Source organism: Pseudonocardia hydrocarbonoxydans (assembly GCF_006539565.1).
GTDB lineage: Bacteria > Actinomycetota > Actinomycetes > Mycobacteriales > Pseudonocardiaceae > Pseudonocardia > Pseudonocardia hydrocarbonoxydans.
The window spans coordinates 20104-42734 of the sequence record NZ_BJNG01000040.1 but is presented as its reverse complement, the minus strand read 5'-3'; the positions used below and the strand labels follow the sequence as shown (position 1 = coordinate 42734).

Here is a 22631-nt window from a genome sequence, read left to right as displayed (position 1 = left end):
CAGGGTCACGTTCCGGTCACGACATTGGGCCGATCGGGGGAGGTGTGGCGGGGCGTGCAACCGTGTCCGCCCGCGCGCCCGTCCAGGGTCCGGAGGGGGAGTCGGAGGGGGAGGAGGCACCGCGTTGGACGAGTCCGCCGAGGCGGCGTTCGAGGCCTACTTCCGCGCGCGTCGCGACGCCGTGCGGCGCACCGCGTACCTGCTCTGCGGCGACTGGCACCGCGCTGACGACCACGCCCAGGCCGCGTTCGTCGCCCTGCACCGGCACTGGCGCCGGATCCGCGACACGGCCGCGCTCGACGCGTGGATGCGCCGCACGCTCGTGCGCTCGGTCGTCGACGAGTCGCGGCGGCCGTGGCGGCGCGAGCGGTTCACCGACGTCGTGGAGGCGGGCGCCGTCGCGTCCGCCACCGACGGGGTGGCCACCCGCCACGTCCTCGTCGACGGGCTGCGCTCCGTACCGCCCCGCCAGCGCGCGGTTCTGGTGCTGCGCTACCTCGAGGGGCTCGACGTCGCGGGCACCGCCGCCGCGCTGGGCTGCTCGGAGGGCACGGTGAAGAGCCAGACCTCGCACGGGCTCGCCGCGCTGCGCGCGGTGCTCGGCGACACGCTCGACGACCTGCGACCGGCCGGCTGAGGAGGAGGAACCGATGACCGACGACGACCGCCTCGCGGCCCTGTTCTCCCAGGCCGCCGCCGAGACCCCGCCGCCGCCCCGGTTCGACCACGACCGCGTGGTCGCGACCTCGCGCCGGATCACCGCCCGGCGCCGCTCCGCCGTGCTCGGGGGCGCGATGGCGCTGCTCGTCGTCACCGGGGTGGGGGTGGCCGTGGGGCTGCCCCGCCCGGGCGGGGACGCCGTGTCGTCGGCCGCCGCACCGGCCGCCGCGCCGGAGGCGGCCGCGGAGGCCGGGGCCGCCGCCGACGCCGTGCGGGCGGCGCCCGTCCCGCTCGGGCCGGGCACCACGGAGTGCGCGCAGCGCCAGGACCCGCAGCTGCGCGCCGTCCTGGAGGAGGTGCTGCCCGAGGTGGCCGGGGCCGTCGAGGCCGCGGTGACGACCGACTGCCGCCCGGGCGGCGAGCGGGGCGTCAGCCTGGAGGTCTCCGACGGCGGCACGGCGGGCCTGCTCACCGTGGAGTACCTGCCGCCCGGGGAGCCCGCCGGGCCGACGAGCGGGCCGAGTGCGGTGGCCGCGACGGCGTCGGGGGGCACGGTCGTCGTCGGCTCCCGGGGCGAGGGCCCCGGCACGCCCGCCCCGTTCGCCGACCGCCTCGACGCCACCGCCGCCGACCTCGCTCCCCGTCTCTGACCGTCCGCGGGGAGAATGGCCGCGGTGGGGACCCCGAAGGGTGAACGGCGCCGCGCCGAGCTGGTGACGGCCGCCGCGGCCCTGCTGCGCTCCGGCGGGTTCGACGCCGTGCGGCACCGGGCCGTGGCCGAGCGGGCCGGGCTGCCGCTGTCGTCCACCACCTACTACTTCGACTCGCTCGACGACCTGGTCACCGCGGCGGCCGAGCGCACCAGCCGCGACGAGCTGGACGAGGGTCGCGCCCAGCTCGCCGCACTCGCCCCCGGGAGCGCCGACACCCCCGAGCTGGTGGAGCTGGTGATCGACCAGCTGCTGGGCCCGGAGTCCCGCGACGGCGGCCTGGACGCGGTGCTGCTGCGCTACGAGCGGCTGGTCGGGGCGGGCCGCCGTCCCTACCTCGCGCCGCTGATGCGCGAGCTGCGCGGCGAGCTGGACGCGCTGCTCGTCGAGATCCTGGTCCGGTCCGGGCGGCGGCTGGAGCCGGCGGCGCTGCGGGACCTCGTCTGCATGGTGGACGGGGCCGTGATCAGCGCGCTGATCGAGGCCGACCCGGATCCCCGGGCCGCCGCGCGCGAGGTGCTGCTGCGGCTGCTGTGAGGCCGCCGGCGCACCCGGGGACGAGCACGGCGGACAGCGCCGTCGAGGCCGGGACGTGGTCCGCGATCCCGGGGCCGGGGTCGTCGCCGCGGTACTCCGACCGGCTGCCCGTAGGCTGACCCGACGTGATGCCCCCCGCCGCGATCCCCAACGTGCTGGCCGCCCGCTACGCGAGCGCCGAGCTCGTGCGCCTCTGGTCACCCGAGCACAAGATCGTCCTCGAGCGCCGCCTATGGATCGCCGTGCTGCGGGCCCAGCGCGACCTGGGCGTCGCGGTACCCGACGGGGTGGTCGAGGACTACGAGCGCGTGATCGACGACGTCGACCTCGCCTCGATCGCGGCGCGCGAGCGCGTCACCCGGCACGACGTGAAGGCGCGGATCGAGGAGTTCAACGCCCTCGCCGGGCACGAGCACGTCCACAAGGGTCTGACCAGCCGCGACCTCACCGAGAACGTCGAGCAGCTGCAGATCCGCCTCTCCCTGACCCACGTCCGCGACCGCACGGTGGCCGTGCTCGCCCGCCTCGCCCGCCGCGCCGCGGAGCACGCCGAGCTGACGATGGCCGGCCGCAGCCACAACGTCGCCGCGCAGGCCACCACGCTGGGCAAGCGCTTCGCGAGCGCGGCCGACGAGCTGCTGGTGGCGTTCGCGCGGCTGGAGGAGCTGCGGGCGCGCTACCCGCTGCGCGGGATCAAGGGCCCGATGGGCACCGCGCAGGACATGCTCGACCTCCTCGGCACTCCCGAGCGCCTGGCGGAGCTGGAGTCCCGGGTGGCGGCCCACCTCGGCTTCGAGGCCACGCTGACCAGCGTCGGCCAGGTCTACCCGCGGTCGCTGGACTTCGACGTGCTCTCCGCGCTGGTGCAGCTGGCGGCGGCGCCGTCGTCGCTGGCCACCACGATCCGGCTGATGGCCGGGATCGAGCTGGCGACGGAGGGCTTCCAGCCCGGCCAGGTCGGGTCCTCGGCGATGCCGCACAAGATGAACTCGCGCTCCACCGAGCGGATCAACGGGATGATGGTCCTGCTCCGCGGCTACGCCGGGATGGCCGGTGAGCTGGCCGGGGCGCAGTGGAACGAGGGCGACGTCGCCGACTCCGTGGTCCGCCGGGTCGCGCTGCCCGACGCGTTCTTCGCCCTCGACGGGCTGATCGAGACCACGCTGACGGTCCTCGACGAGTTCGGCGCCTACCCGGCCGTCATCGCCCGCGAGCTCGACCGTTACCTGCCGTTCCTGGCCACCACCTCGGTGCTGATGGCCGCCGTGAGGGCGGGCGTCGGGCGGGAGACCGCGCACGAGGTGATCAAGGAGCACGCCGTGGGCGTGGCGCTGGAGATGCGGGAGAAGGGCCGGTCCGACAACGACCTGATGGCCCGCCTCGCCGCCGACGAGCGCCTCGGCGGCTCGTTCGACGGCCTCCTCACCGACCCGCTGGCCTTCACCGGGGCGGCCGCCGCGCAGGTCGCCGCCGTCGTCGCGCGGGTGGACGGGATCGTCGCCGCGCACCCCGAGGCCGCCGCCTACACCCCCGGAGCCATCCTGTGAAGCTGCTGCACAGCGGCAAGGTCCGCGACGTCTACGCCGACGGCGACGACCTGATCCTCGTCGCCTCCGACCGGCTCTCGATCTACGACGTCGTGCTGCCCACCCCGGTGCCGGACAAGGGCGCGCTGCTCACCCAGCTCTCGCTGTGGTGGTTCGAGCAGCTCTCCGACCTGGTGCCGCACCACGTCCTGTCCCAGGACGTGCCCGCCGAGTTCGCCGGGCGGGCGGTGCGCTGCCGGCGCCTGGAGATGCTGCCCGTCGAGTGCATCGCGCGCGGGTACCTGGCCGGGCTGGGGCTCAAGGAGTACGAGAAGCACGGCAGCGTGTCCGGGGTGGAGCTGCCGCCCGGGCTCGTCGAGGGCTCGAAGCTGCCGGAGCCGATCTTCACCCCGACCACCAAGGCGCCCGTCGGGGAGCACGACGAGTTCATGTCGTTCACGCAGGTGGAGGAGCTGATCGGGGTGGACCGGGCCGTGCGGGTCCGCGACCTGACCCTCGCGGTCTACGAGCGCGGGGCGACGACGGCCGCCGCGCACGGGCTGCTCGTCGCCGACACGAAGCTGGAGTTCGGGCTCGACCCGGCGGGGGAGATCGTGCTCGCCGACGAGGTCCTGACGTCGGACTCGTCGCGCTACTGGCCCGCCGACCGCTGGGCGCCGGGTGGCCCGCAGTTCTCCTTCGACAAGCAGTACGTGCGTGACTGGTCCGCCGGCCTGGACTGGGACCGCACCCCGCCCGGGCCCGAGGTCCCCGCCGAGGTCGTCGACGCCACCCGCGCGCGATACGTCGAGGTCTACGAGCGCCTCACCGGTCGTGAGTGGAAAACGTCGCCCTGACGACGGTTCCCGCGCACGGGGTGTTCACGTCGACGTGAGTCCATGGGCGGGTGGCTCGCCTGATCGTCTCCCTGTCCGGACTGACCGACGACTCCCTGCCCCGCGGCGCCGCGTTCGCCGCCGCCCTCGACGCCCGCGGCGTGCCGCTGTCGCAGCTTTACCGCCCCGGTGCCTGGACCGGGCAGGCCGACCCGCCGCTCGTCGACTGGCTGCGCGGGCGCCGCGGCCGCGGTGACGCGATCGTCCTGCACGGGTTCGACCACAGCGCCGGCCCCGCCCGCGTCGGGCGCCGCGCCGAGTTCGCCGCGCTGCCGCGGCACGAGGCCGGCCTGCGGCTGCGCGCCGCCCGCCGCACGCTCGGCGCGGTCGGCCTGCGCACCGACCTGTTCGTCCCGCCCCGCTGGATCGCCTCCACCGGCACCGTCGACGCGCTGCGCGAGCAGGGGTTCACGATGTACGCCGACGAGAACGGGGTGCACCGCCTCGACGGCCCCGGCTCGGTCCGGGCCCGCGTGCTGGGGTTCCGGGCCTCGGGTGATCGGCGACCGGTGGCCGACGACGCCCGCGCCGCCGAGGCCTGGCGGTGCCGGTTGCTGGTGGCGGAGACGGTCCGGGTGGCACGCCGCGACGGCGTCGTGCGGATCAACGTGCGTGCGAAGGACCTGCGCCGCTCGGCCCGCGTCGACGCGGCGCTGGCGGCGATCGACGCGGCACTGGCCGCGGGCGCGACCCCGGTGACCTACCGCCTCCCCACCACCACGCCCGCCCGCGCCGCCTGACCCGCGAGTCGGGACATCCGTGCGACCGGGTCCGCCTCAGAGTGCCGTCGTCGCGCCCTCGTCGAGCACGGTCAGCGCGGTGCCCTCGGGGGCGAGGGAGGTGAACAGCCCGTAGAACACCTGGGGCCGGGCGAGCAGGCCCTGGTGGATCGGCACGGCGGTGCGCGGGGCGATCGAGCGCAGGTAGTCGACGCACTCCGACGCCTTGAGCCACGGTGCCGCGGTGGGCAGGAACAGGACGTCGACGGGCGCCGGGAGGGCGGGGAAGGCGTCACCGGGGTGCAGGTGGGTGCCGTCGACGAGGTAGGCGTTGTTGGGGATCACCGGGATGTCCGGGTGGATGACCGCGTGCTCGCCGCCGAGCACCTCGACCCGCGCCCCGGCCAGCTCCAGGACCTCCCCGGGTGCGGTCACCTCGTGGTCGACGCCGGACAGCCCGCCGGCCGTCCCGGGGTCGACGACCAGCCGGGCGTCCGGGTTGGCGCGCAGCAGCGGTCGCAGCCGCTCGACGTCGAGGTGGTCGGGGTGCTGGTGGGTGACCAGGACGGCGTCCAGTCCCGTGATCGACTCGAAGTCGGACGAGAACGAACCGGGGTCGACGAGCAGGCGCGCGGCGCCGGTGTCGAGCAGCACGCACGAGTGGCCGAAGTGGGTGATCTGCACGGCGTCCAGCCTGCCACCGCCCGCCCCCGCGTGGCGGCTCGACGACGCCTACCGGACGAGGGTGGCCTCCTCGGCCGGGTCGAGCCCCGCCTGCCGCGGGCGATCGGGCCCGAGGGCCCGCTCGTGGGCGAGCGCCGCGCGGGCGGTCTCGGCCACCGGCCGGCACACCAGCCCCGCAGCGGCCGCCGGAGCGGTGTCCCTGGCCACGATCCCGACGTGTGTCGCCGGCAACCAGAGGGGCAACGACCGTGGCCCGGCCCACGGCGCCACCCCCGCCGCCTCCAGCGCGGCGGGGGCGACCGGCACCGGGACGAGGTCCGGGGCGCCGACCGCGGCCGCGATCGCGTCGAGCACCGCACCGAGCGTCGTCCGGGGCCCGCTCGCGTCGAACGTGCCGCCCAGACCGCGCTCCCCGGCGTCGACGATCCACGCGGCGAGGTCGCGGACGTCGACGATCTGCAGGGGCTGGTCCGGCGCGTCCGGGATCACCGCGCGCCCACCCCGGGCGAACCGGGCGGGCCAGTAGCCGAAGCGGTCGCTGAGGTCGCCGGGGCCGCAGATCAGCCCGGCGCGCACGATCAGGGCGTCCGGGTGCGCGGCCCGCACCGCCTCCTCCGAGGCCACCTTGACCGCCCCGTAGTCGCCGTCCTCGCGCGGCGCGAGCAGCGGTGCGTCGACGCCCTGCCCCGGGGTCGCGGGGTCCGCGTAGACGCTGACCGTCGACACGAACGTCCGGTGCGCGGCGTCGACCACGGCGAGGGCCTCCCGCACCCACGGCAGCGACCGGGCCACCTCGACGACGGCGTCGAAACGCTGCCCACGCAGTGCGTCGAGCGATCCCGGGACGTCCCGGTCGGCGACGACGAGCGTCGCCCCGTCCGGCACCGGCCCGGACGACCCGCGCGCCACGCACGTCACCTCGTGCCCGCACGCCACCGCCCCGGCCGCCACCGCGTGCGACAGGAACCGCGTCCCCCCGAGAACCAGCCATCTCCCCATGGCCCCGTCCTACGGCTCCGCGACGGCGCGATCAAGGAATTTCGCCCGTGGCCGATGAGTCGGGCGCGGCACCGTCGTCGGACGGGCATGAGCAACGGATACGCGGACGTGAACGGCCTGCACATGTACTACGAGACCCACGGCGACGAGGGCACGCCGCTGGTGCTGCTGCACGGCGGGGTGATGACCATCGACCTCACCTACGCCGCGCTGATCCCGACGCTGGCGACGAGGCACCGCGTGATCGGCGTGGAGTTCCAGGCCCACGGCCGCACCGCCGACATCGACCGCGACCTCACCTACGCCAACCTCGCGGGCGACGTCGTCGGTCTGCTCGACCACCTCGGCATCGACCGCGCCCACGTGATGGGGCACAGCATGGGCGGCGGCACGACCATCGAGCTCGCGGTCAGCCACCCCGACCGCCTGCGGAAGGTGGTGCCCATCTCGGCGAGCGTCCGCCCGGACGGCGCGCACCCGGACCTGTCCGACCCCTCGACCTTCGCCACCTCCCCGATCATGCCCACCGAGCAGGACTTCGCCGACATGGCGCGGGCCTACGCCGAGCGCTCCCCGCACCCCGAGCGCTTCGACGACCTGCCCGCCCGGTCGATGACCTCGCTCAACGGCTGGTCGGGCTGGACCGACGAGCAGCTCGCCGCCGTCACCGCCCCGACGCTGATCGTGATCGGCGACCGCGACTTCACCGTGCCCGCCCACGGTGCGGTGATGCAGCAGCTGATCCCCGGATCGCAGCTGGCGATCCTGCCCGGCACCACCCACATGCAGGCTCCGCGACGGGCCGATCTGCTGCTGCCCATGCTCGCCGCGTTCCTCGACTGAGCAGGGCCGTAGGCTCTGGCGCGTGGCCAGAGTTGTGGTGGACGTGATGCCCAAACCGGAGATCCTCGACGTGCAGGGTCAGGCGGTCACTCGGGCGCTGGGCCGGATCGGCGTGGCGGGGGTGACCGAGGTGCGGCAGGGCAAGCACTTCGAGCTCGACGTCGACGACGCGATCGACGACGCGACCCTGCACCGCATCGCCGGCGAGCTGCTCGCCAACCCGGTGATCGAGGACTGGGTGGTGACGCGCAAGTGAGGATCGGGGTCATCACGTTCCCCGGCACCCTCGACGACGTCGACGCGGCCCGCGCGGTGCGCTACGCGGGCGCCGAGCCGGTGTCCCTGTGGCACGCCGACCACGACCTGGCAGGCGTCGACGCGGTGGTCGTGCCCGGCGGCTTCTCCTACGGCGACTACCTGCGCGCCGGCGCGATCGCCAGCCTCGCGCCGATCATGACCGAGGTGAAGGACGCCGCCCGGCGCGGGATGCCGGTGCTGGGCATCTGCAACGGCTTCCAGATCCTGTGCGAGGCGGGCCTGCTGCCCGGTGCGCTGGCCCGCAACTCCGGCCTGCACTTCGTCTGCCGGGACCAGCGGCTGCGGATCGAGTCCACCGCCACGGCGTGGACGGGCGCGGCCACGGCGGGCCAGGAGATCCTGGTGCCGCTCAAGTCGGGGGAGGGCCGGTTCGTCGCCGACGCCGACACCGTCGCGCGGCTGGAGGGCGAGGGCCGGGTCGTGTTCCGCTACCTGGGCGGCAACCCGAACGGTGCGCTGGCCGACATCGCCGGCATCTCCTCCGCCGACGGTCGTGTCGTCGGCCTGATGCCGCACCCCGAGCACGCCATCGACCCGCTGACCGGCCCCTCCGACGACGGCCTCGTGCTGTTCACCTCGGTGCTGGGAGCGGCGGTCGGCTGAGGTGACGGTGTCCGGACGTGCCGTCCTCCTCGTCGAGGACGATCCCGGCGACGCCTTCCTGGTGGGTGAGCTGCTCGCCGAGGTGGAGCCCGAGCTGCGGCTGACGGTGGCGACCTCGCTCGCCGAGGTCGTCGCGGGTGACCTGCTGTCCGGTCCGGAGTGCGTCCTGCTCGACCTCAACCTGCCCGGCACCCACGGGCTGGAGGGCCTGCACGCGATCCTGCGGGCCGACGCCGGGGCCGCGGTGTGCGTGCTCACCGGCCTGGACGACGAGCACCTCGGGGTCGCCGCCGTCGCCGCCGGGGCGCAGGACTACCTGGTGAAGGGCAAGGTCGACGGGCAGGTCCTGATCCGCGCGATCCGGTACGCCGTGGAGCGCCGCCGCGCCGAGACCAGCGCCCTGCGCCTGCGCGAGGAGCGGCTGGTCGCGGCGGAGGCCACCCGCCTGGAACGCGGGCTGCTGCCCACGCCGCTGCTGGCCGGCAGCCATGTCGCCGCACGGTCGTTCTACCGGTCGGGCCGCGCCCGGTCGGTGCTCGGCGGCGACTTCTACGACGCCGTCCGCGGCCCGGACGGCACGGTCCACGCGATCATCGGCGACGTCTGCGGGCACGGCCCGGACGAGGCGGCCCTGGGCGCGCTGCTGCGGGTGTCGTGGCGGGCGCTGGTCCTCGCGGGCGTCGACGAGCCGCAGGTGCTGCCGAAGCTGCAGCAGGTCCTGGTCAGCGAGCGGCACGACCAGACGCTGTTCACCACCGTCTGCACGGTCGCGATCCCCCCGGACGGTGAGGGGCTGGTCCGGCTCGCGGGCCACCCCGCGCCGGTGTCGCTGCACCCCCCACGGCAGGTGGAGCCGATGATCGGGCTCCCGCTCGGGATCGCCGCCGAGACCCGGTGGGAGGCCGAGCGGCTGAGCCTGCACCCCGGCTGGTCGCTGCTGATGTTCACCGACGGACTGATCGAGGGGAAGGGTCCGATGCCCGACGAGCCGCTGTGGCCGGAAGGCCTGATCGAGCTGCTGGTCGCCGAGTCCGCCACCCCGGCCGAGGACCTGCCGGTCCGGCTCGTGGAGCGCGTGCAGGAGCTCAACGGGGGCCCGCTGTCCGACGACGTCGCGATCCTGCTGCTCACGGCGGCCGCCCCGTGACCACACGGGCACTGCTGCGCAGGCGCCCCGCGCCCACCGAGAACCCGGGGGACCGGTGGCCGCTGGGCAGGCTGTTCGCCGTCGGGGCCGCGACGCTGGCGCTGCTGGCCGTCGCCGCGATCTGGGCGGGCGGCGTCGCCCTGTCCGGGTTGACGGCCTCGCGTGCGGTGCTGCTCGACCGCGTCTCGCCCGCGCTCGACTCGGCGCAGAGCCTGTCGGTGGCCCTGCTCGACCAGGAGACCGGCGTCCGCGGCTACAGCCTCACCGCGCGGCCCGACTTCCTGGCGCCCTACCGCACGGGCGTCGACGCCGAGGCCGCCGCCCTCGGGGAGCTGCGCGGGCTCCTCGACACCCCGGACCTGTCCGCCGACCTCGACGCGCTGGTCGGGGCCGTGCAGCGCTGGCGCACCGAGCACGCCGAGCCCACCGTCGCCGCGGTCGACGCCGGGGCGCCCGTGCCCGACCCGGAGGCGGGCCGGGCCCTGTTCGACGAGGTCCGGACGCGGGCGGACGTGCTCCTGGGCAACCTCGCCGAACGCCAGCGCGAGGCCCGCGCCGACGTCTCCGCGGCGGCGGGGTTCCTGCAGGGCACCGCCGTCGTCGTCGGCGCGCTCCTGGTACTGGTGCTCGCCGCCGCCGCGATCGGCCTGCGCCGCACCGTGCTGCAGCCGGTGTCGGACCTCGTCGGTCAGGTGAAGGCGGTGGTCGACGGCGACGCCGACCGGCACATCGTCGCCGACGGGCCGCGCGAGATCGTCGAGCTGGGGGCCGACGTCGAGGCGATGCGGGTGCGCATACTCGCCGACCTCGCCCGCGTCGAGGAGGCCAACCGCAGGCTCGCCGACCAGGGACAGGAGCTGGAACGCTCCAACCGCGACCTGGAGCAGTTCGCCTACGTCGCGAGCCACGACCTGCAGGAGCCGCTGCGCAAGGTGTCGAGCTTCTGCCAGCTGCTGCAGCGCCGCTACGGCGGGCAGCTCGACGAGCGCGCCGACCAGTACATCGAGTTCGCCGTCGACGGGGCGCAGCGCATGCAGCGCCTGATCAACGACCTGCTCGCGTTCTCCCGGGTCGGGCGCACCACCGAGGGCTTCGTCGACGTGCCGCTCGGCGAGGTGGCCGCCGCCGTCGTCACCGGTCTGGAGACGACCCGCGCCGAGCTCGGCGGCGAGATCGTCGTCGGGCCGCTGCCCACCGTCCTCGGCGACCCCCAGCTGCTGCGGCAGCTGCTGGCCAACCTCGTCGGCAACGGCCTGAAGTTCCACCGCGAGGGCGTGCCGCCGGTGGTGCGGGTCGAGGGCACCGAGCAGGACGGCCGCGTCGAGATCACCGTGTCCGACAACGGGATCGGCATCCAGCCCGAGTACGACGACAAGATCTTCGTGATCTTCCAGCGGCTGCACGCCCGCGACGTCTACGCCGGCACCGGGATCGGCCTGGCGCTGTCCAAGAAGATCGCCGAGTTCCACGGTGGCACCATCCGGGTCGTGCACGACGAGGGCCCCGGCGCCACCGTCGCCGTCACCTTCCCGGCCCCGTCCGACCTTCCCGAGGAGCTCCCCGCATGAGCACGCCCGAGCCGCGCATCGTCAACGTCCTGCTGGTGGAGGACGACCCGGGCGACGTGCTGATGACCCGCGAGGCGTTCGACGAGTACCTGCACAACCGCCTCGACGTCGTCACCGACGGGGCGGAGGCGCTGTCCTACCTGCGCAACGAGGCGCCCTACGCCGACGTGCCGCGCCCCGACCTCATCCTGCTCGACCTCAACCTGCCCCGCCGCGACGGCCGCGAGGTGTTGGAGGAGGTGAAGAAGGACCCGTCGCTGCAGCACATCCCGGTGATCGTGCTGACGACCTCGCAGGCCGAGGAGGACGTGCTGCGCAGCTACCAGCTGCACGCCAACGCCTACGTGACCAAGCCCGTCGACTTCGAGGGGTTCATCGAGGCGATCAAGCAGATCGACCACTTCTTCGTCTCCGTCGTCCAGCTGCCCACGGGCCGCGACGGCGGCTGACTGCGGGCGTTCCGTAGGCTCAGCAGCCGTGGTCGCCTCCTCCCCCGCAGTGCCCGCCGTCGACACCGTCGAACTGGCCGCCGCCTCCCCGGACCAGCCGCAGCCCTACCGCGAGCTCGGCCTCAAGGACGACGAGTACGAGCGCATCCGGTCGATCCTCGGCCGCCGCCCGACCGACGCCGAGCTCGCCATGTACTCGGTCATGTGGAGCGAGCACTGCTCGTACAAGTCCTCGAAGGTGCACCTGGCCTACTTCGGGGAGAAGACCACCCCCGCGATGCGGCAGAAGATGCTGGCCGGGATCGGGGAGAACGCGGGCGTCGTCGACATCGGCGACGGCTGGGCCGTCACGTTCAAGGTCGAGTCGCACAACCACCCGTCCTACGTCGAGCCGTTCCAGGGCGCGGCCACCGGCGTCGGCGGGATCGTCCGCGACATCATGGCGATGGGTGCCCGCCCGATCGCGGTGGCCGACCCCCTGCGCTTCGGCCCCGCCGACGCCCCCGACACCGCCCGCGTGCTGCCCGGCGTCGTGGCCGGGGTGGGCACCTACGGCAACTCCCTCGGCCTGCCCAACATCGGCGGCGAGGTCGTCTTCGACGCCGGGTACGCGGGCAACCCGCTGGTCAACGCGCTGTGCGTGGGCGCGATGCGCACCGAGGACCTGCACCTGGCGTTCGCATCGGGCACCGGCAACCTGATCGTGCTGTTCGGCGCCCGCACCGGCCTCGACGGCATCGGCGGCGTCTCGGTGCTGGCCAGCGAGACCTTCAGCGACGGCACCGGCCGCAAGAAGCTCCCCGCGGTGCAGGTGGGCGACCCGTTCACCGAGAAGGTGCTCATCGAGTGCTGCCTGGAGCTCTACCACGCGGGGCTCGTCGTCGGGATCCAGGACCTCGGCGGCGCGGGCCTGTCGTGCGCCACCTCCGAGCTGGCCAGCGCCGGTGACGGCGGCATGCGCATCGACCTCGACGCCGTGCCGCTGCGGGCCTCCGGGATGACGGCCGCGGAGATCCTGTCCAGCGAGTCGCAGGAGCGCATGTGCGCGGTCGTGCGTCCCCAGGACGTCGAGGCGTTCCTGGCGGTCTGCGCGAAGTGGGACGTGCTGGCGAACGTCATCGGCGAGGTCGTCGACGGCGGGCGGCTGGTCATCACCTTCCGCGGCGAGACCGTCGTCGACGTGCCGCCGCGCACCGTCGCCCACGACGGCCCGGTCTACGAGCGCCCGGTGCGGCGCGGCCCGGGGCAGGACGCGCTCGTCGCCGACGTCCCCGACCGGCTGCCGCGCCCGTCCGGGCGGGCCGCGCTGCGCGCGGAGATCCTGCGGATGGCCGCGAGCCCGAACCTGTGCAGCCGGGCCTGGGTCACCGACCAGTACGACCGTTACGTCCGCGGCAACACCACCAGCGCGCAGCCCGCCGACGCGGGCATGGTGCGCGTCGACGAGGTCACCGGGCGCGGGATCGCCGTGGCCACCGACTGCAACGCCCGCTTCGTCGCGCTCGACCCGTACGCCGGGGCGCAGCTCGCGCTCGCCGAGGCCTACCGCAACGTGGCGACGAGCGGGGCCGTGCCGCTGGCCGTCAGCGACTGCCTGAACTTCGGCTCGCCGGAGGACCCGCACGTCATGTGGCAGTTCCAGCAGGCCGTCCGGGGCATCGCGGACGGCTGCGCGCTGCTCGGCATCCCGGTCACCGGCGGCAACGTGAGCTTCTACAACCAGACCGGCGACCGCGCGATCCTGCCGACGCCGGTGGTCGGCGTGCTCGGCGTCATCGACGATGTCGCGCGCCGGGTGCCGTCGGGCTTCGTCCGCGACGGCGACACGGTCGTGCTGCTCGGTGACACCCGCGACGAGCTCGGCGGCAGCGAGTGGGCCCACCACGTGCACGGGCACCTCGGCGGCCGCCCGCCCGCGGTCGACCTGGCCGCGGAGCACCGGCTTGCCGGGCTGCTGGCGGCCTCGGCGGCCCGTGGCCTGGTCACCGGATCGCACGACCTGTCCGACGGCGGGCTCGCGCAGGCGCTGGTGGAGGCCTGTCTGGTGGGCGGCCGCGGCGCGCGCGTCGAGCTGCCGCACCCCGACGCGTTCGTGGCGCTGTTCGCCGAGTCGGCGGGCCGGGTGCTGGTGACGGCGGCGCCCGAGCAGGTCGACGACCTGCTGGCCGCCGCGTCGACGGCGGGGGTCCCGGCACACGTCCTCGGCACGACCGGGGGGCCGGCCCTGGCCGTCGGCCCGCTCGAGCCGCTGCCGCTGCCCGCCCTGCGGTCCGCGTGGGAGGGCACGCTGCCCGCACTGTTCGACCACCCGGTTCCGGGGTGAGTACCTGTCCGATCGGACGGGGTACCCCGTGACGGACGGACGGGTACCCGACGCGGTCGGGTCCTGGCTCGACGGCGGGCCGGAGCCGGACCGGGCGGTGCTGCGTGCGGCGGTGAAGGAGAGCCTCGCGGCGCTGGCCGCGGCCGCTCCGGGGCGCAGTGTGGAGGTCCGGATCCCGCCGTTCGGGGCGGTGCAGTGCGTCGCCGGGCCCCGGCACACGCGCGGCACTCCGCCGAACGTGGTGGAGGCCGATCCGCGGACCTGGCTGCTGCTGGTCACGGGCCGTCTGAGCTGGACCGATGCCGAGTCGACGGGGAGACTGCGGGCGTCGGGCAGCCGATCGGGTGAGGTCGGCACCGTCCTGCCACTGGTCTGAACGGCGGATTCTCGGGTCCACGGTGGCCCGGCGGGCCGAAAACGGTCGTACTGGCGTAAGTACGGGGTGATGCGGAGAATCACGCCGTCCGGGGTACGGGTCCCGGCAGACGGGTGACAGGAGGTGTCGAGATGGTCGCAGCACGCAGTCGTGCCGGCGTGCCGGCCCACCGGCCGTCGGCATCGGCGCTGCACCACCTCGCCGCGCTCTGGGCCGAGATCGCCCCCGCGCCCGACCCCACCCTCCCCGCCCGGCTGGCCACCCTCCTGCGGCGCCTGGCCACCACGCTGGCGGCCGAGCCGTTCTGGCCGATCGCCGCCCGCGACATCGGCGCCGACCTGCTCACCAGCGGGATCTGCGGTCCGGTCGCCGACGTGGCCCGGGCCGCCGAGGAGATCCTGCCCCCGACGCTGCGGCTGATGCGCGAGCTCGGCCCGGCCGCCGTCGGGCCCGGCGGTGCGGACGGTGACCAGCGGCTGGCCGCCGCCCTCGACGAGCTCGTCACCGGCTTCACCGGCGCCCTGCGCGACCGCGCCGTCGCCGACCAGGTCGGCCTGCTCTCGCACACGATGCGGGCGCAGGCGGGCGTCCGGCGGGCGCTGGCGCTGAGCGAGAGCCACTACCGCACCGTCTACACCCAGGGCGCGGTGGGGATCGGCATCGTCAGCCTCGACGGGTTCGTCCTCGACCTCAACCCGGCCCTGCGCACCATGTTCGGGATCGCGGGCCCGCTCGACCAGCCCCGTCCGGTCACCGACTTCGTGCACCCCGACGACATCCCGGAGGTCATCGAGCGGTTCAAGCGGCTCGACGTGGACGGCCGGGCCCCCGACGACGGCGACGTCCTGCGGATGCAGCTGCGGTTCGTCCGCCCCGACGGGCTGGTGCTGTTCACCGACGTCGTCACCTCGCTGGTGCGCACCGACGAGGGCACGGCCACCCACCTGATCGCCGTCGTCGACGACCGGTCCGAGCGCACCCGGCTGCGGCTGCGGCTGCGACGCGCCGCCTACCACGACCAGCTCACGCAGCTGCCCAACCGCTCGCTCACCGAGCAGTGGGTGCACCGCGCGTTCGAGGCGGGCGGGCCGGAGCACGTCGGCATCTGCGCGCTCGACCTCGACGGGCTCACCGGCGTCAACGACGGGCTGGGGCACCAGGTCGGCGACCAGCTCCTGCTCGCGGTGGCGGCGCGGCTGCAGATGGCCTCGGGCGACCACCTCGTCACGCGCACCGGGGGCGACGAGTTCGCGGTGCTCGTCGCCGAGCCCGACGGCGTCGCCGGGCTCTGCCGGGTCGCCGACCGCGTGCTGGAGGCGTTCGCCACCCCGTTCCTGGTGGGCGGCCACACCCTCACGATGACCGCCAGCATCGGCGTGGCCGCGGCGCCGACGGCCACCGCGTGCCCCGAGGAGCTGATGCGCGCCGCCGACGTCGCGCTGAACTGGGCCAAGTCGCGCGGCGGCGCCCGCCGGGTGGTCTTCGACCCCGAGCGGGACGCCGGTGAGTCGGCCCGGTTCGAGCTGCTCTCCGGCCTGCCCGGCGCGATCGACCGCGGCGAGTTCCGGCTGGTGTACCAGCCGCTCGTCGGCCTGAGCGGCGACCGCCGGATGCGCGGGGTGGAGGCGCTGGTCCGCTGGCAGCACCCGGTGCAGGGGCTGCTCGCCCCGGGCCGGTTCATCGAGCTGGCCGAGCGCAGCGGGTCCATCGTGCCGCTGGGCCGGTGGATCCTGCACACGGCGTGCGCCCAGGCCGCGCAGTGGTACCGGGAGCTGGGCGGGGACGCGCCGTACGTCAGCGTGAACGTCTCGCCGGTGCAGCTCGTGGAGCCCGACTGGGTCGGCGTCGTCGCCTCCGCGCTGCACGCCACGGGGCTGCCGGCCCGGCTGCTCCAGCTGGAGATCACCGAGCAGGCGGTGCTCGGCGACGAGACGGCGGCCCTCGAGGCGCTGGTGGCGCTGCGCGCCTCGGGTGTCCGCCTCGCGCTCGACGACTTCGGCACCGGCTACTCGAGCCTGGCGTGGCTGCGGCGGCTCCCGGTGCACGCCCTGAAGATCGACGGCTCGTTCATCGACGGCCTGCGCCACACCGACCCCGATCCCGTCGACTCGGCGATCGTCGGGTCACTGGTCGGGATGGCCCACGCCCTCGGGCTGGAGGTGACCGCCGAGTGGGTGGAGACCCGCGTCCAGGCGGATCGGCTCACGGCGCTGGGCTGTGACGTGGGACAGGGCCGCTGGTTCGGTGACGCCGGTCCCGCCGGATGGGTTCCGGGCCTCGCGCGGCGTAGCATCGGCACCTGACCGGCCGTCGAGAGGTCTGCGACAGGAGAGTGCGTGTTGGGTCCGAACCCGGAATCCGACCACCCGACCATCGACGACGAGCCCCGCGAGGAGTGCGGCGTGTTCGGCGCGTGGGCGCCCGGGGAGGACGTCGCGAAGCTCGCCTACTACGGGCTCTACGCGCTGCAGCACCGCGGCCAGGAGGCCGCAGGCATCGCGGTGTCCGACGGCCGGCGGATGGTCGTGTTCAAGGACCTCGGCCTGGTCAGCCAGGTGTTCGACGAGCAGATCCTCAGCTCGCTCAAGGGCCACATCGCGATCGGGCACTGCCGCTACTCCACCACCGGGTCCACGACCTGGGAGAACGCGCAGCCCACGTTCCGCACCACGGCCACCGGCAGCGGCATCGCCCTGGGCCACAACGGCAACCTGGTCAACACCGCCGAGCTGCGCGACGAGGTCGCCGCACTCGCCGCGGCGCCCGCGTCCACCCGGGCGCAGATGCAGGCCAGCACCGACTCCGACCTGGTCGCCGAGCTGATCGCCGCCACCGCCGCCGACATCGGGGTGGAGGAGGCCGCGATGCGGCTGCTGCCCCGGCTGCGCGGCGCGTTCTCCCTGGTCTTCGGCGACGAGCAGACGCTCTACGCCGCGCGCGACCGCCACGGCGTCCGCCCGCTGGTGCTCGGCCGGCTGGAGCGCGGCTGGGTCGTCGCCAGCGAGACCGCGGCGCTCGACATCGTCGGCGCGTCCATGGTCCGCGAGGTCGAGCCGGGCGAGCTGCTGGCCATCGACGCCGACGGCATGCGCAGCTCGCGCTTCGCCGCGCCCGAGCCCAAGGGCTGCGTCTTCGAGTACGTGTACCTGGCCCGGCCGGACACCACGATCTCCGGGCGCTCGGTGCACGCCACCCGCGTCGACATCGGGCGGCGGCTGGCCCAGGAGCACCCCGTCGAGGCCGACCTGGTGATCCCCACGCCGGAGTCGGGCACGCCCGCGGCCATCGGCTACGCGCAGGAGTCCGGCATCCCCTACGGCCAGGGCCTGGTCAAGAACGCCTACGTGGGGCGCACCTTCATCCAGCCCAGCCAGACGATCCGCCAGCTCGGCATCCGGCTCAAGCTCAACCCGCTGCGCGAGGTCATCCGCGGCAAGCGGCTCGTGGTCGTCGACGACTCGATCGTGCGCGGCAACACCCAGCGCGCGCTGGTGCGGATGCTGCGCGAGGCCGGGGCGCTGGAGGTGCACGTGCGCATCGCGTCCCCGCCGGTGCGCTGGCCGTGCTTCTACGGCATCGACTTCGCCACCCGCGCCGAGCTCGTGGCCAGCGGCATCGACACCGACGGCGTACGGCGCTCGATCGGCGCCGACACCCTGGGCTACGTGTCGCTGGAGGGCCTGATCGCCGCCAGCGAGCAGCCCCGCTCCCGGCTCTGCTCCGCCTGTTTCGACGGCGAGTACCCGATCCCGCTGCCGGAGGAGGCGCGGCTGGGCAAGCACCTCCTCGAGGCCGTGCCCGACGTCCCGGACGTGCCCGGCCCCGACGTGTCCGGCGCCGCATCGGGCGACGCCGGGCCGGTGGCCGTCGGCTACGGTGCTTCGGGCGCTCTCGAGCGTCCCTGATCCCCACGCGTACCGGGACCCGCCACCGCGCACCCGCCGCCCGCCCGAGAGCGAGAACGAGTATGCCGACCGATCTGCCCGGAGCCAGCTACGCCGCCGCAGGCGTGGACATCGAGGCAGGCGAACGGGCCGTCGACGCGCTGCGCCCGTACGCGGAGAAGGCCAACCGGCCCGAGGTGCTCGGCGGGATCGGCGGCTTCGCGGGCCTGTTCGCGCTCAAGATCGGCAAGTACACCGAGCCGGTGCTCGCCTCCTCCACCGACGGCGTGGGCACGAAGGTCGCGATCGCGCAGGCGATGGACAAGCACGACACCATCGGGCTCGACCTCGTCGCGATGGTCGTCGACGACCTCGTGGTGTGCGGCGCGGAGCCGCTGTTCATGCAGGACTACATCGCCGTCGGCAAGCTCGTCCCGGAGATGGTCGCCTCCGTCGTCAAGGGGATCGCGGAGGGCTGCCAGCAGGCCGGCTGCGCGCTGCTGGGTGGCGAGACCGCCGAGCACCCGGGCCTGATGGAGGTCGGCGGCTACGACATCTCCGGCACCGGCGTGGGCATCGTCGAGGCCGACGCCATGCTGCGGCCCGACCGCGTCCGGCCCGGCGACGTGCTGCTCGCCATGGGGGCCTCGGGCCTGCACTCCAACGGCTACTCGCTGGCCCGGCACGTGCTCCTCGACATCGCGCGGATGTCGCTGGAGGGCCACGTCGAGGAGTTCGGGCACACGCTGGGCGAGGAGCTGCTCGTCCCCACCCGCATCTATGCGCGCGACTGCCTGGCGCTGGCCGCCGAGACCGGCGTCCGCACGTTCGCGCACGTCACCGGCGGAGGGCTGGGCCGCAACCTGGAGCGGGTGCTGCCCGACGGCCTCAGCGCCCACGTCGAGCGCAACACCTGGACGCCCGCGCCGATCTTCAACCTCATCGCCTCCCGGGGCCGCGTCGAGCGCGCCGAGATGGAGAAGACGTTCAACATGGGCGTGGGCATGGTGGCCGTGCTGCCCGCCGACGACGTCGACCGCGCGCTGGCCGTGCTCACGGCCCGACACGTGCCCGCCTGGGTCCTGGGTGAGGTCTCCCGCACCGAGGACGCGGCGGCACCACGCGTCATGCTCCGGGGCGACCACCCGCGGTTCTGACCCGCGGACCGACGCCCGGATGCCCCGGTGACGGGCGCGTCGCGCCCGTCACCGCAGGATCAACGTCCGGGGTCGTCGTCCCTGTCGGACTCGGGGGCGTAGGGGTCGTACTCGTCCTCCGCCTCCGTGTCGTGGAGCACCGTCCCACTACCGATCTCGCGCTGCAGCGCGTCGAGATCCATCGTGGGGGAGCTGTACTTGAGCTCACGGGCCACCTTCGTCTGCTTGGCCTTGGCTCGTCCGCGCCCCATGGCTGGTCCCCCTTACAACAGGGAAGGGGCGGCCGGATGTCTCGGCGGCCCCATTCATGTCATCAGTGTCCTGGCACCACCGTACCGTGCCTACGGCCGCGCGTGCGACGTGGCACCGTCGGTGTCACGTCGGCTTCGTCACCCGGCTCCCGCAGACCCCGCAGGGTGAGCAGGGCCAGTGCCGCGGCGGCCGTGCCCAGCGCCAGCATCGCGGGCCATCCGGCGGCCTGCGCGACGGCCCCGCCGAGCACCGGCGTCACCGCGGCACCGACGTAGTTGGCCGTGTTCGACACCGCCATGGCCGTCGCGGCGCGCCCGGGTGGCGCCATCTCGCCCGCGGCGGTGAACACCAGCCCGTTCCAGCTGACGGCCAGCGCCGCGGCGGGCACGAGCACCACGGCGAGCAGGACGGCCGGTCCGGGCTGCAGGAGCGCGGCCGCCCCGAAGCCGGCGGCGACGAGCACGGCGACGACCCGCAGCGGTCGCAGCCGGCTGCCGGCCCGGTCGGACCAGACGCCGTTGCCGAGGCGCCCGGCCGCGCCGAGCAGCTGGGTGAGCGCGAGCAGCGCGCCCGCGGCGGCCAGTGGCACGCCGCTGCCGGTGTGCAGGACCTCCACGAGGAACACCGAACCGAGGAACTGGGGGACGACCAGCAGCAGCCCGGCCGTGCTCAGGCGCAGCAGCCTGCGGTCGGCGACGACGTCGCGCATCCGCCCCGCCGACCGGGTGCCGCGCGCGGGGGCGTCCGGGGGCTCGCGGACGAGCAGCGTGACGGCCGCCGCGGCGACCAGGCACACCAGCGCGAGGGCGACGAACACCGCGGGCACCCCGCCCACGCCCGCGATGACGGGCAGCGCGACCGCCGCGAGCGCCGCGCCGAGCGGCACCGACGTCTGCCGCACCGCCATCGCCATGCCCCGGCTGTGCGCCGGGAACCAGGTCAGCACCGCGCGCCCGCTCGCCGCGTTGACCGACGCCCCGGAGGCCCCGGCCGCCATGAGCAGTGCACCCGCGGCGACGGGGTGGGTCACCAGCGCGGTGGCGCCGAGCGCCGCCGCGGAGCCGACGAGCCCGATCGCCATCACGCCGCGCTCCCCGTACCGGTCGGCGGCGGCGCCCCACGGGATCAGCGTCGGCACGAGCCCGACCGAGATCGCGCCGATCAGCAGGCCGACCCCGGCGAGGTCCAGGTCGAAGTAGGCGCGCAGTGCCGGGGTGACGGCGGCGAGCCCGAGGAAGTACGCCGCGGTGGCGGCCTGCGCGCCGGTGCCCACGGCGAGCACCACCCAGCGGTACCGGGGCGTGTCCACGGGTCGGACGCTACGCCCGGGTCCCGCTATCCGGGAGCAGCGTCTCGTCCTGTGGGACGGTCAGTGGCGCAGCCCGCTCTGGGCGGCGCGGCCGGGCGGCGGCGCGGCCTCCTCCTCGGGCACCGAGTCCGGGTCGATCCGGGCGGGGGCGGCGTACTCCTCGGTCCCGGCGACCAGATCGGCGTCGACGGGTACGGACCGCTTGACCAGCGCCAGCGCCACCGGCCCCAGCTCGTGGTGCTGCACGACGGTGCCGACCCGGCCCACCGGGCGCCCACCGAGGGTGACCGGGGCGCCGGGGCCAGGCAGGTGCTCGTCACCCGCGTCGAGGTGCAGGAGCACCAGACGGCGCGGCGGGCGGCCGAGGTTGGCGACGCGTGCGACCGTCTCCTGGCCGCGGTAGCAGCCCTTCGTCAGGTGCACGGCCGCGCCGATCCAGCCGACCTCGTGCGGGATCGTGCGCTCGTCGGTGTCGACGCCCAGCCGCGGCCGCCCCGCCTCCACGCGCAACGCCTCGAAGGCCATGGTGCCCGCCTCGTGGGCGCCCGCGGCGGTGAGCCGGGCCCACCACGCGGGCTGGTCGGCGCGCGGCACGAGCAGGTCGGCCGCGTCGACGCCGGGCCACGGCATGCGGTGCACGACCCCGCCACCGGGGAGGGCGAGGACGCCGTGGGGCTGCTCGGGTACCGGGACGCCGGCCGCGGTGAGCACCGCCGCGGTGTCGGGCCCGACCACGCTCAGCACGGCGAACTCGGCCGTGGCATCGCGCGGCTGCACCTTCGACCAGAACACCATCTTCGTGAGGTAGTCCAGCAGCTCGGGGAGCTCGCCGGGCTCGGTGTCGAGGTACACGACGTCGTCCGCGTGGGCCACGACCATGTGGTGCTGCACCCGGCCCTGCAGGTCCAGGATCAGCGCCTCGGTGCCGGTGTCGGCCGGCAGCTCGCTCACGTGCTGGGTGAGCAGCAGGTGCAGCCAGCTCAGCCGGTCCTCGCCGGGCACGGCGATCACGCCGCGGTGGGAGCGGTCGACGACGGCCGCCGAGCGGGCCATGCGGCGCTGCTCGGCCGGCGGGTCGCCCCGGTGGGCGGCGACGGCCGAGTCGCGGTCGGGGGCCTCGGGCGCGACCTCGCTCATCGGGTGCCCGCGCAGTCCGCGCAGTGGCCCGACAGCGCGACGTGGGTGACGTCGAGCTCGAACCCGGCGACCTCCCGCAGTCGCTCGGCGAGGCCGTTCATCAGGTCCGACGGGGACTCCACGACGGCGCCGCACTCGTGACAGACCAGGTGGACGTGCTGGTGCTCCTGTTCGGAGTAGTTCGGCGCGCCGTGGCCCAGGTGCGTGTGCCGCACCACGCCCAGCTTCTCCAGCAGGTCCAGCGTGCGGTAGATCGTCGTGATGTTGACCGCCGGGGCCACCGTCTGCACCTGCGCACAGATCTGCTCGGGCGTGGCGTGCCCGAGCGTGCGGACGGCGTCGAGCACGAGCTGGCGCTGGGGCGTCATCCGGAGACCGCGCTGGTGCAGCGTGCGCTTCAGGTCCTCCGGACGTGATGCGTCGGCAGGCCGCTCACCTGCGGTGTCGGTCCGGGTCGAGGTGTCCACCCGCCCGATGGTAGGCCGCTCCGGCGTGCACCGCGGCTGCCCGTCCGGTCACCCGTCGGTATGCTGC

At 74.9% G+C, this 22631-nt stretch carries 23 protein-coding genes; 17 read left to right on the top strand and 6 right to left on the bottom strand.

Annotated features, from left to right (window positions below; genetic code table 11):
- The first annotated feature begins 124 nt into the window (after nucleotides 1-124).
- The 6 genes from PHY01_RS22090 (at nucleotide 125) to PHY01_RS22065 (ending at nucleotide 5069) form a co-directional block, all read left to right on the top strand.
- Entirely contained in the window at nucleotides 125-637 is a 513-nt protein-coding gene (locus PHY01_RS22090; RefSeq protein ID WP_141281444.1) for a SigE family RNA polymerase sigma factor, read from the top strand.
- Between the two features lie 13 nt (nucleotides 638-650).
- Nucleotides 651-1310, top strand: coding sequence for a hypothetical protein (locus tag PHY01_RS22085; protein WP_141281443.1), 660 nt, complete (start codon nucleotides 651-653; stop codon nucleotides 1308-1310).
- 15 nt (nucleotides 1311-1325) lie between these two features.
- Entirely contained in the window at nucleotides 1326-1907 is a 582-nt protein-coding gene (locus PHY01_RS22080) for a TetR/AcrR family transcriptional regulator (RefSeq protein ID WP_141281442.1), read from the top strand.
- Between the two features lie 128 nt (nucleotides 1908-2035).
- A complete protein-coding gene (purB, locus tag PHY01_RS22075) occupies nucleotides 2036-3454 on the top strand; it encodes an adenylosuccinate lyase (protein ID WP_141281498.1) in 1419 nt (472 codons plus the stop codon).
- Nucleotides 3451-4290 (top strand): phosphoribosylaminoimidazolesuccinocarboxamide synthase, encoded by an 840-nt coding sequence (locus PHY01_RS22070; RefSeq protein WP_141281441.1) that lies wholly within the window; start codon nucleotides 3451-3453, stop codon nucleotides 4288-4290. The genes purB and PHY01_RS22070 overlap by 4 nt, the downstream gene beginning before the upstream one ends.
- 50 nt (nucleotides 4291-4340) lie before the next feature.
- Complete coding sequence (locus PHY01_RS22065) at nucleotides 4341-5069, top strand: DUF2334 domain-containing protein (RefSeq protein WP_141281440.1); 729 nt, start codon at nucleotides 4341-4343, stop codon at nucleotides 5067-5069.
- Between the two features lie 36 nt (nucleotides 5070-5105).
- Here the strand turns inward: PHY01_RS22065 and PHY01_RS22060 are convergent, their stop codons facing one another.
- Together PHY01_RS22060 and PHY01_RS22055 are read right to left on the bottom strand one after the other, a co-directional pair.
- Nucleotides 5106-5732: an MBL fold metallo-hydrolase gene (locus PHY01_RS22060; protein ID WP_141281439.1), complete on the bottom strand. Its 627-nt coding sequence runs from the start codon at nucleotides 5730-5732 to the stop codon at nucleotides 5106-5108.
- 48 nt (nucleotides 5733-5780) lie between these two features.
- The gene (locus tag PHY01_RS22055) at nucleotides 5781-6641 is read right to left on the bottom strand and encodes an NAD-dependent epimerase/dehydratase family protein (protein ID WP_307723983.1); all 861 of its coding nucleotides are present in this window, start codon (nucleotides 6639-6641) and stop codon (nucleotides 5781-5783) included.
- 177 nt (nucleotides 6642-6818) lie between these two features.
- Between PHY01_RS22055 and PHY01_RS22050 the strand changes: the two genes are divergently transcribed.
- From PHY01_RS22050 to purM, 11 genes are all read left to right on the top strand, one after another.
- Complete coding sequence (locus tag PHY01_RS22050; protein ID WP_218030281.1) at nucleotides 6819-7574, top strand: alpha/beta fold hydrolase; 756 nt, start codon at nucleotides 6819-6821, stop codon at nucleotides 7572-7574.
- A gap of 22 nt (nucleotides 7575-7596) precedes the next feature.
- The gene (gene purS / locus PHY01_RS22045; protein ID WP_141281433.1) at nucleotides 7597-7830 is read left to right on the top strand and encodes a phosphoribosylformylglycinamidine synthase subunit PurS; all 234 of its coding nucleotides are present in this window, start codon (nucleotides 7597-7599) and stop codon (nucleotides 7828-7830) included.
- Nucleotides 7827-8495 carry a phosphoribosylformylglycinamidine synthase subunit PurQ gene (gene purQ, locus PHY01_RS22040; protein ID WP_141281431.1) on the top strand — a complete coding sequence of 223 codons (669 nt, stop codon included), beginning with the start codon at nucleotides 7827-7829 and terminating at the stop codon, nucleotides 8493-8495. The genes purS and purQ overlap by 4 nt, the downstream gene beginning before the upstream one ends.
- A 7-nt stretch (nucleotides 8496-8502) precedes the next feature.
- Entirely contained in the window at nucleotides 8503-9642 is a 1140-nt protein-coding gene (locus tag PHY01_RS22035; RefSeq protein ID WP_246086066.1) for a PP2C family protein-serine/threonine phosphatase, read from the top strand.
- Complete coding sequence (locus tag PHY01_RS22030) at nucleotides 9639-11210, top strand: sensor histidine kinase (protein ID WP_141281427.1); 1572 nt, start codon at nucleotides 9639-9641, stop codon at nucleotides 11208-11210. Before PHY01_RS22035 ends, PHY01_RS22030 begins: the two co-directional genes overlap by 4 nt.
- On the top strand, nucleotides 11207-11659 hold the full coding sequence (locus PHY01_RS22025) for a response regulator (RefSeq protein ID WP_141281425.1): 453 nt from the start codon (nucleotides 11207-11209) through the stop codon (nucleotides 11657-11659). The genes PHY01_RS22030 and PHY01_RS22025 overlap by 4 nt, the downstream gene beginning before the upstream one ends.
- 28 nt (nucleotides 11660-11687) lie before the next feature.
- The gene (purL, locus tag PHY01_RS22020) at nucleotides 11688-13982 is read left to right on the top strand and encodes a phosphoribosylformylglycinamidine synthase subunit PurL (protein WP_246086065.1); all 2295 of its coding nucleotides are present in this window, start codon (nucleotides 11688-11690) and stop codon (nucleotides 13980-13982) included.
- Between the two features lie 28 nt (nucleotides 13983-14010).
- Entirely contained in the window at nucleotides 14011-14358 is a 348-nt protein-coding gene (locus PHY01_RS22015) for a sterol carrier family protein (protein ID WP_141281423.1), read from the top strand.
- 131 nt (nucleotides 14359-14489) lie between these two features.
- Nucleotides 14490-16661 (top strand): putative bifunctional diguanylate cyclase/phosphodiesterase, encoded by a 2172-nt coding sequence (locus PHY01_RS22010; RefSeq protein ID WP_141281421.1) that lies wholly within the window; start codon nucleotides 14490-14492, stop codon nucleotides 16659-16661.
- A 33-nt stretch (nucleotides 16662-16694) separates the two neighbouring features.
- On the top strand, nucleotides 16695-18263 hold the full coding sequence (purF, locus tag PHY01_RS22005) for an amidophosphoribosyltransferase (protein ID WP_141281419.1): 1569 nt from the start codon (nucleotides 16695-16697) through the stop codon (nucleotides 18261-18263).
- 62 nt (nucleotides 18264-18325) lie between these two features.
- On the top strand, nucleotides 18326-19399 hold the full coding sequence (gene purM / locus PHY01_RS22000) for a phosphoribosylformylglycinamidine cyclo-ligase (RefSeq protein WP_141281417.1): 1074 nt from the start codon (nucleotides 18326-18328) through the stop codon (nucleotides 19397-19399).
- 59 nt (nucleotides 19400-19458) lie between these two features.
- Here purM and PHY01_RS21995 read toward each other — a convergent pair whose 3' ends face one another.
- From PHY01_RS21995 to PHY01_RS21980, 4 genes are all read right to left on the bottom strand, one after another.
- Nucleotides 19459-19650 (bottom strand): DUF3073 domain-containing protein, encoded by a 192-nt coding sequence (locus PHY01_RS21995; protein ID WP_141281415.1) that lies wholly within the window; start codon nucleotides 19648-19650, stop codon nucleotides 19459-19461.
- A 62-nt stretch (nucleotides 19651-19712) separates the two neighbouring features.
- A complete protein-coding gene (locus tag PHY01_RS21990) occupies nucleotides 19713-20960 on the bottom strand; it encodes an MFS transporter (protein WP_170183926.1) in 1248 nt (415 codons plus the stop codon).
- A 60-nt stretch (nucleotides 20961-21020) separates the two neighbouring features.
- Nucleotides 21021-22097 carry a CAF17-like 4Fe-4S cluster assembly/insertion protein YgfZ gene (gene ygfZ, locus PHY01_RS21985; protein ID WP_141281411.1) on the bottom strand — a complete coding sequence of 359 codons (1077 nt, stop codon included), beginning with the start codon at nucleotides 22095-22097 and terminating at the stop codon, nucleotides 21021-21023.
- Nucleotides 22094-22465 (bottom strand): Fur family transcriptional regulator, encoded by a 372-nt coding sequence (locus tag PHY01_RS21980; protein WP_141281494.1) that lies wholly within the window; start codon nucleotides 22463-22465, stop codon nucleotides 22094-22096. Before PHY01_RS21980 ends, ygfZ begins: the two co-directional genes overlap by 4 nt.
- Nucleotides 22466-22631 lie beyond the last annotated feature (166 nt).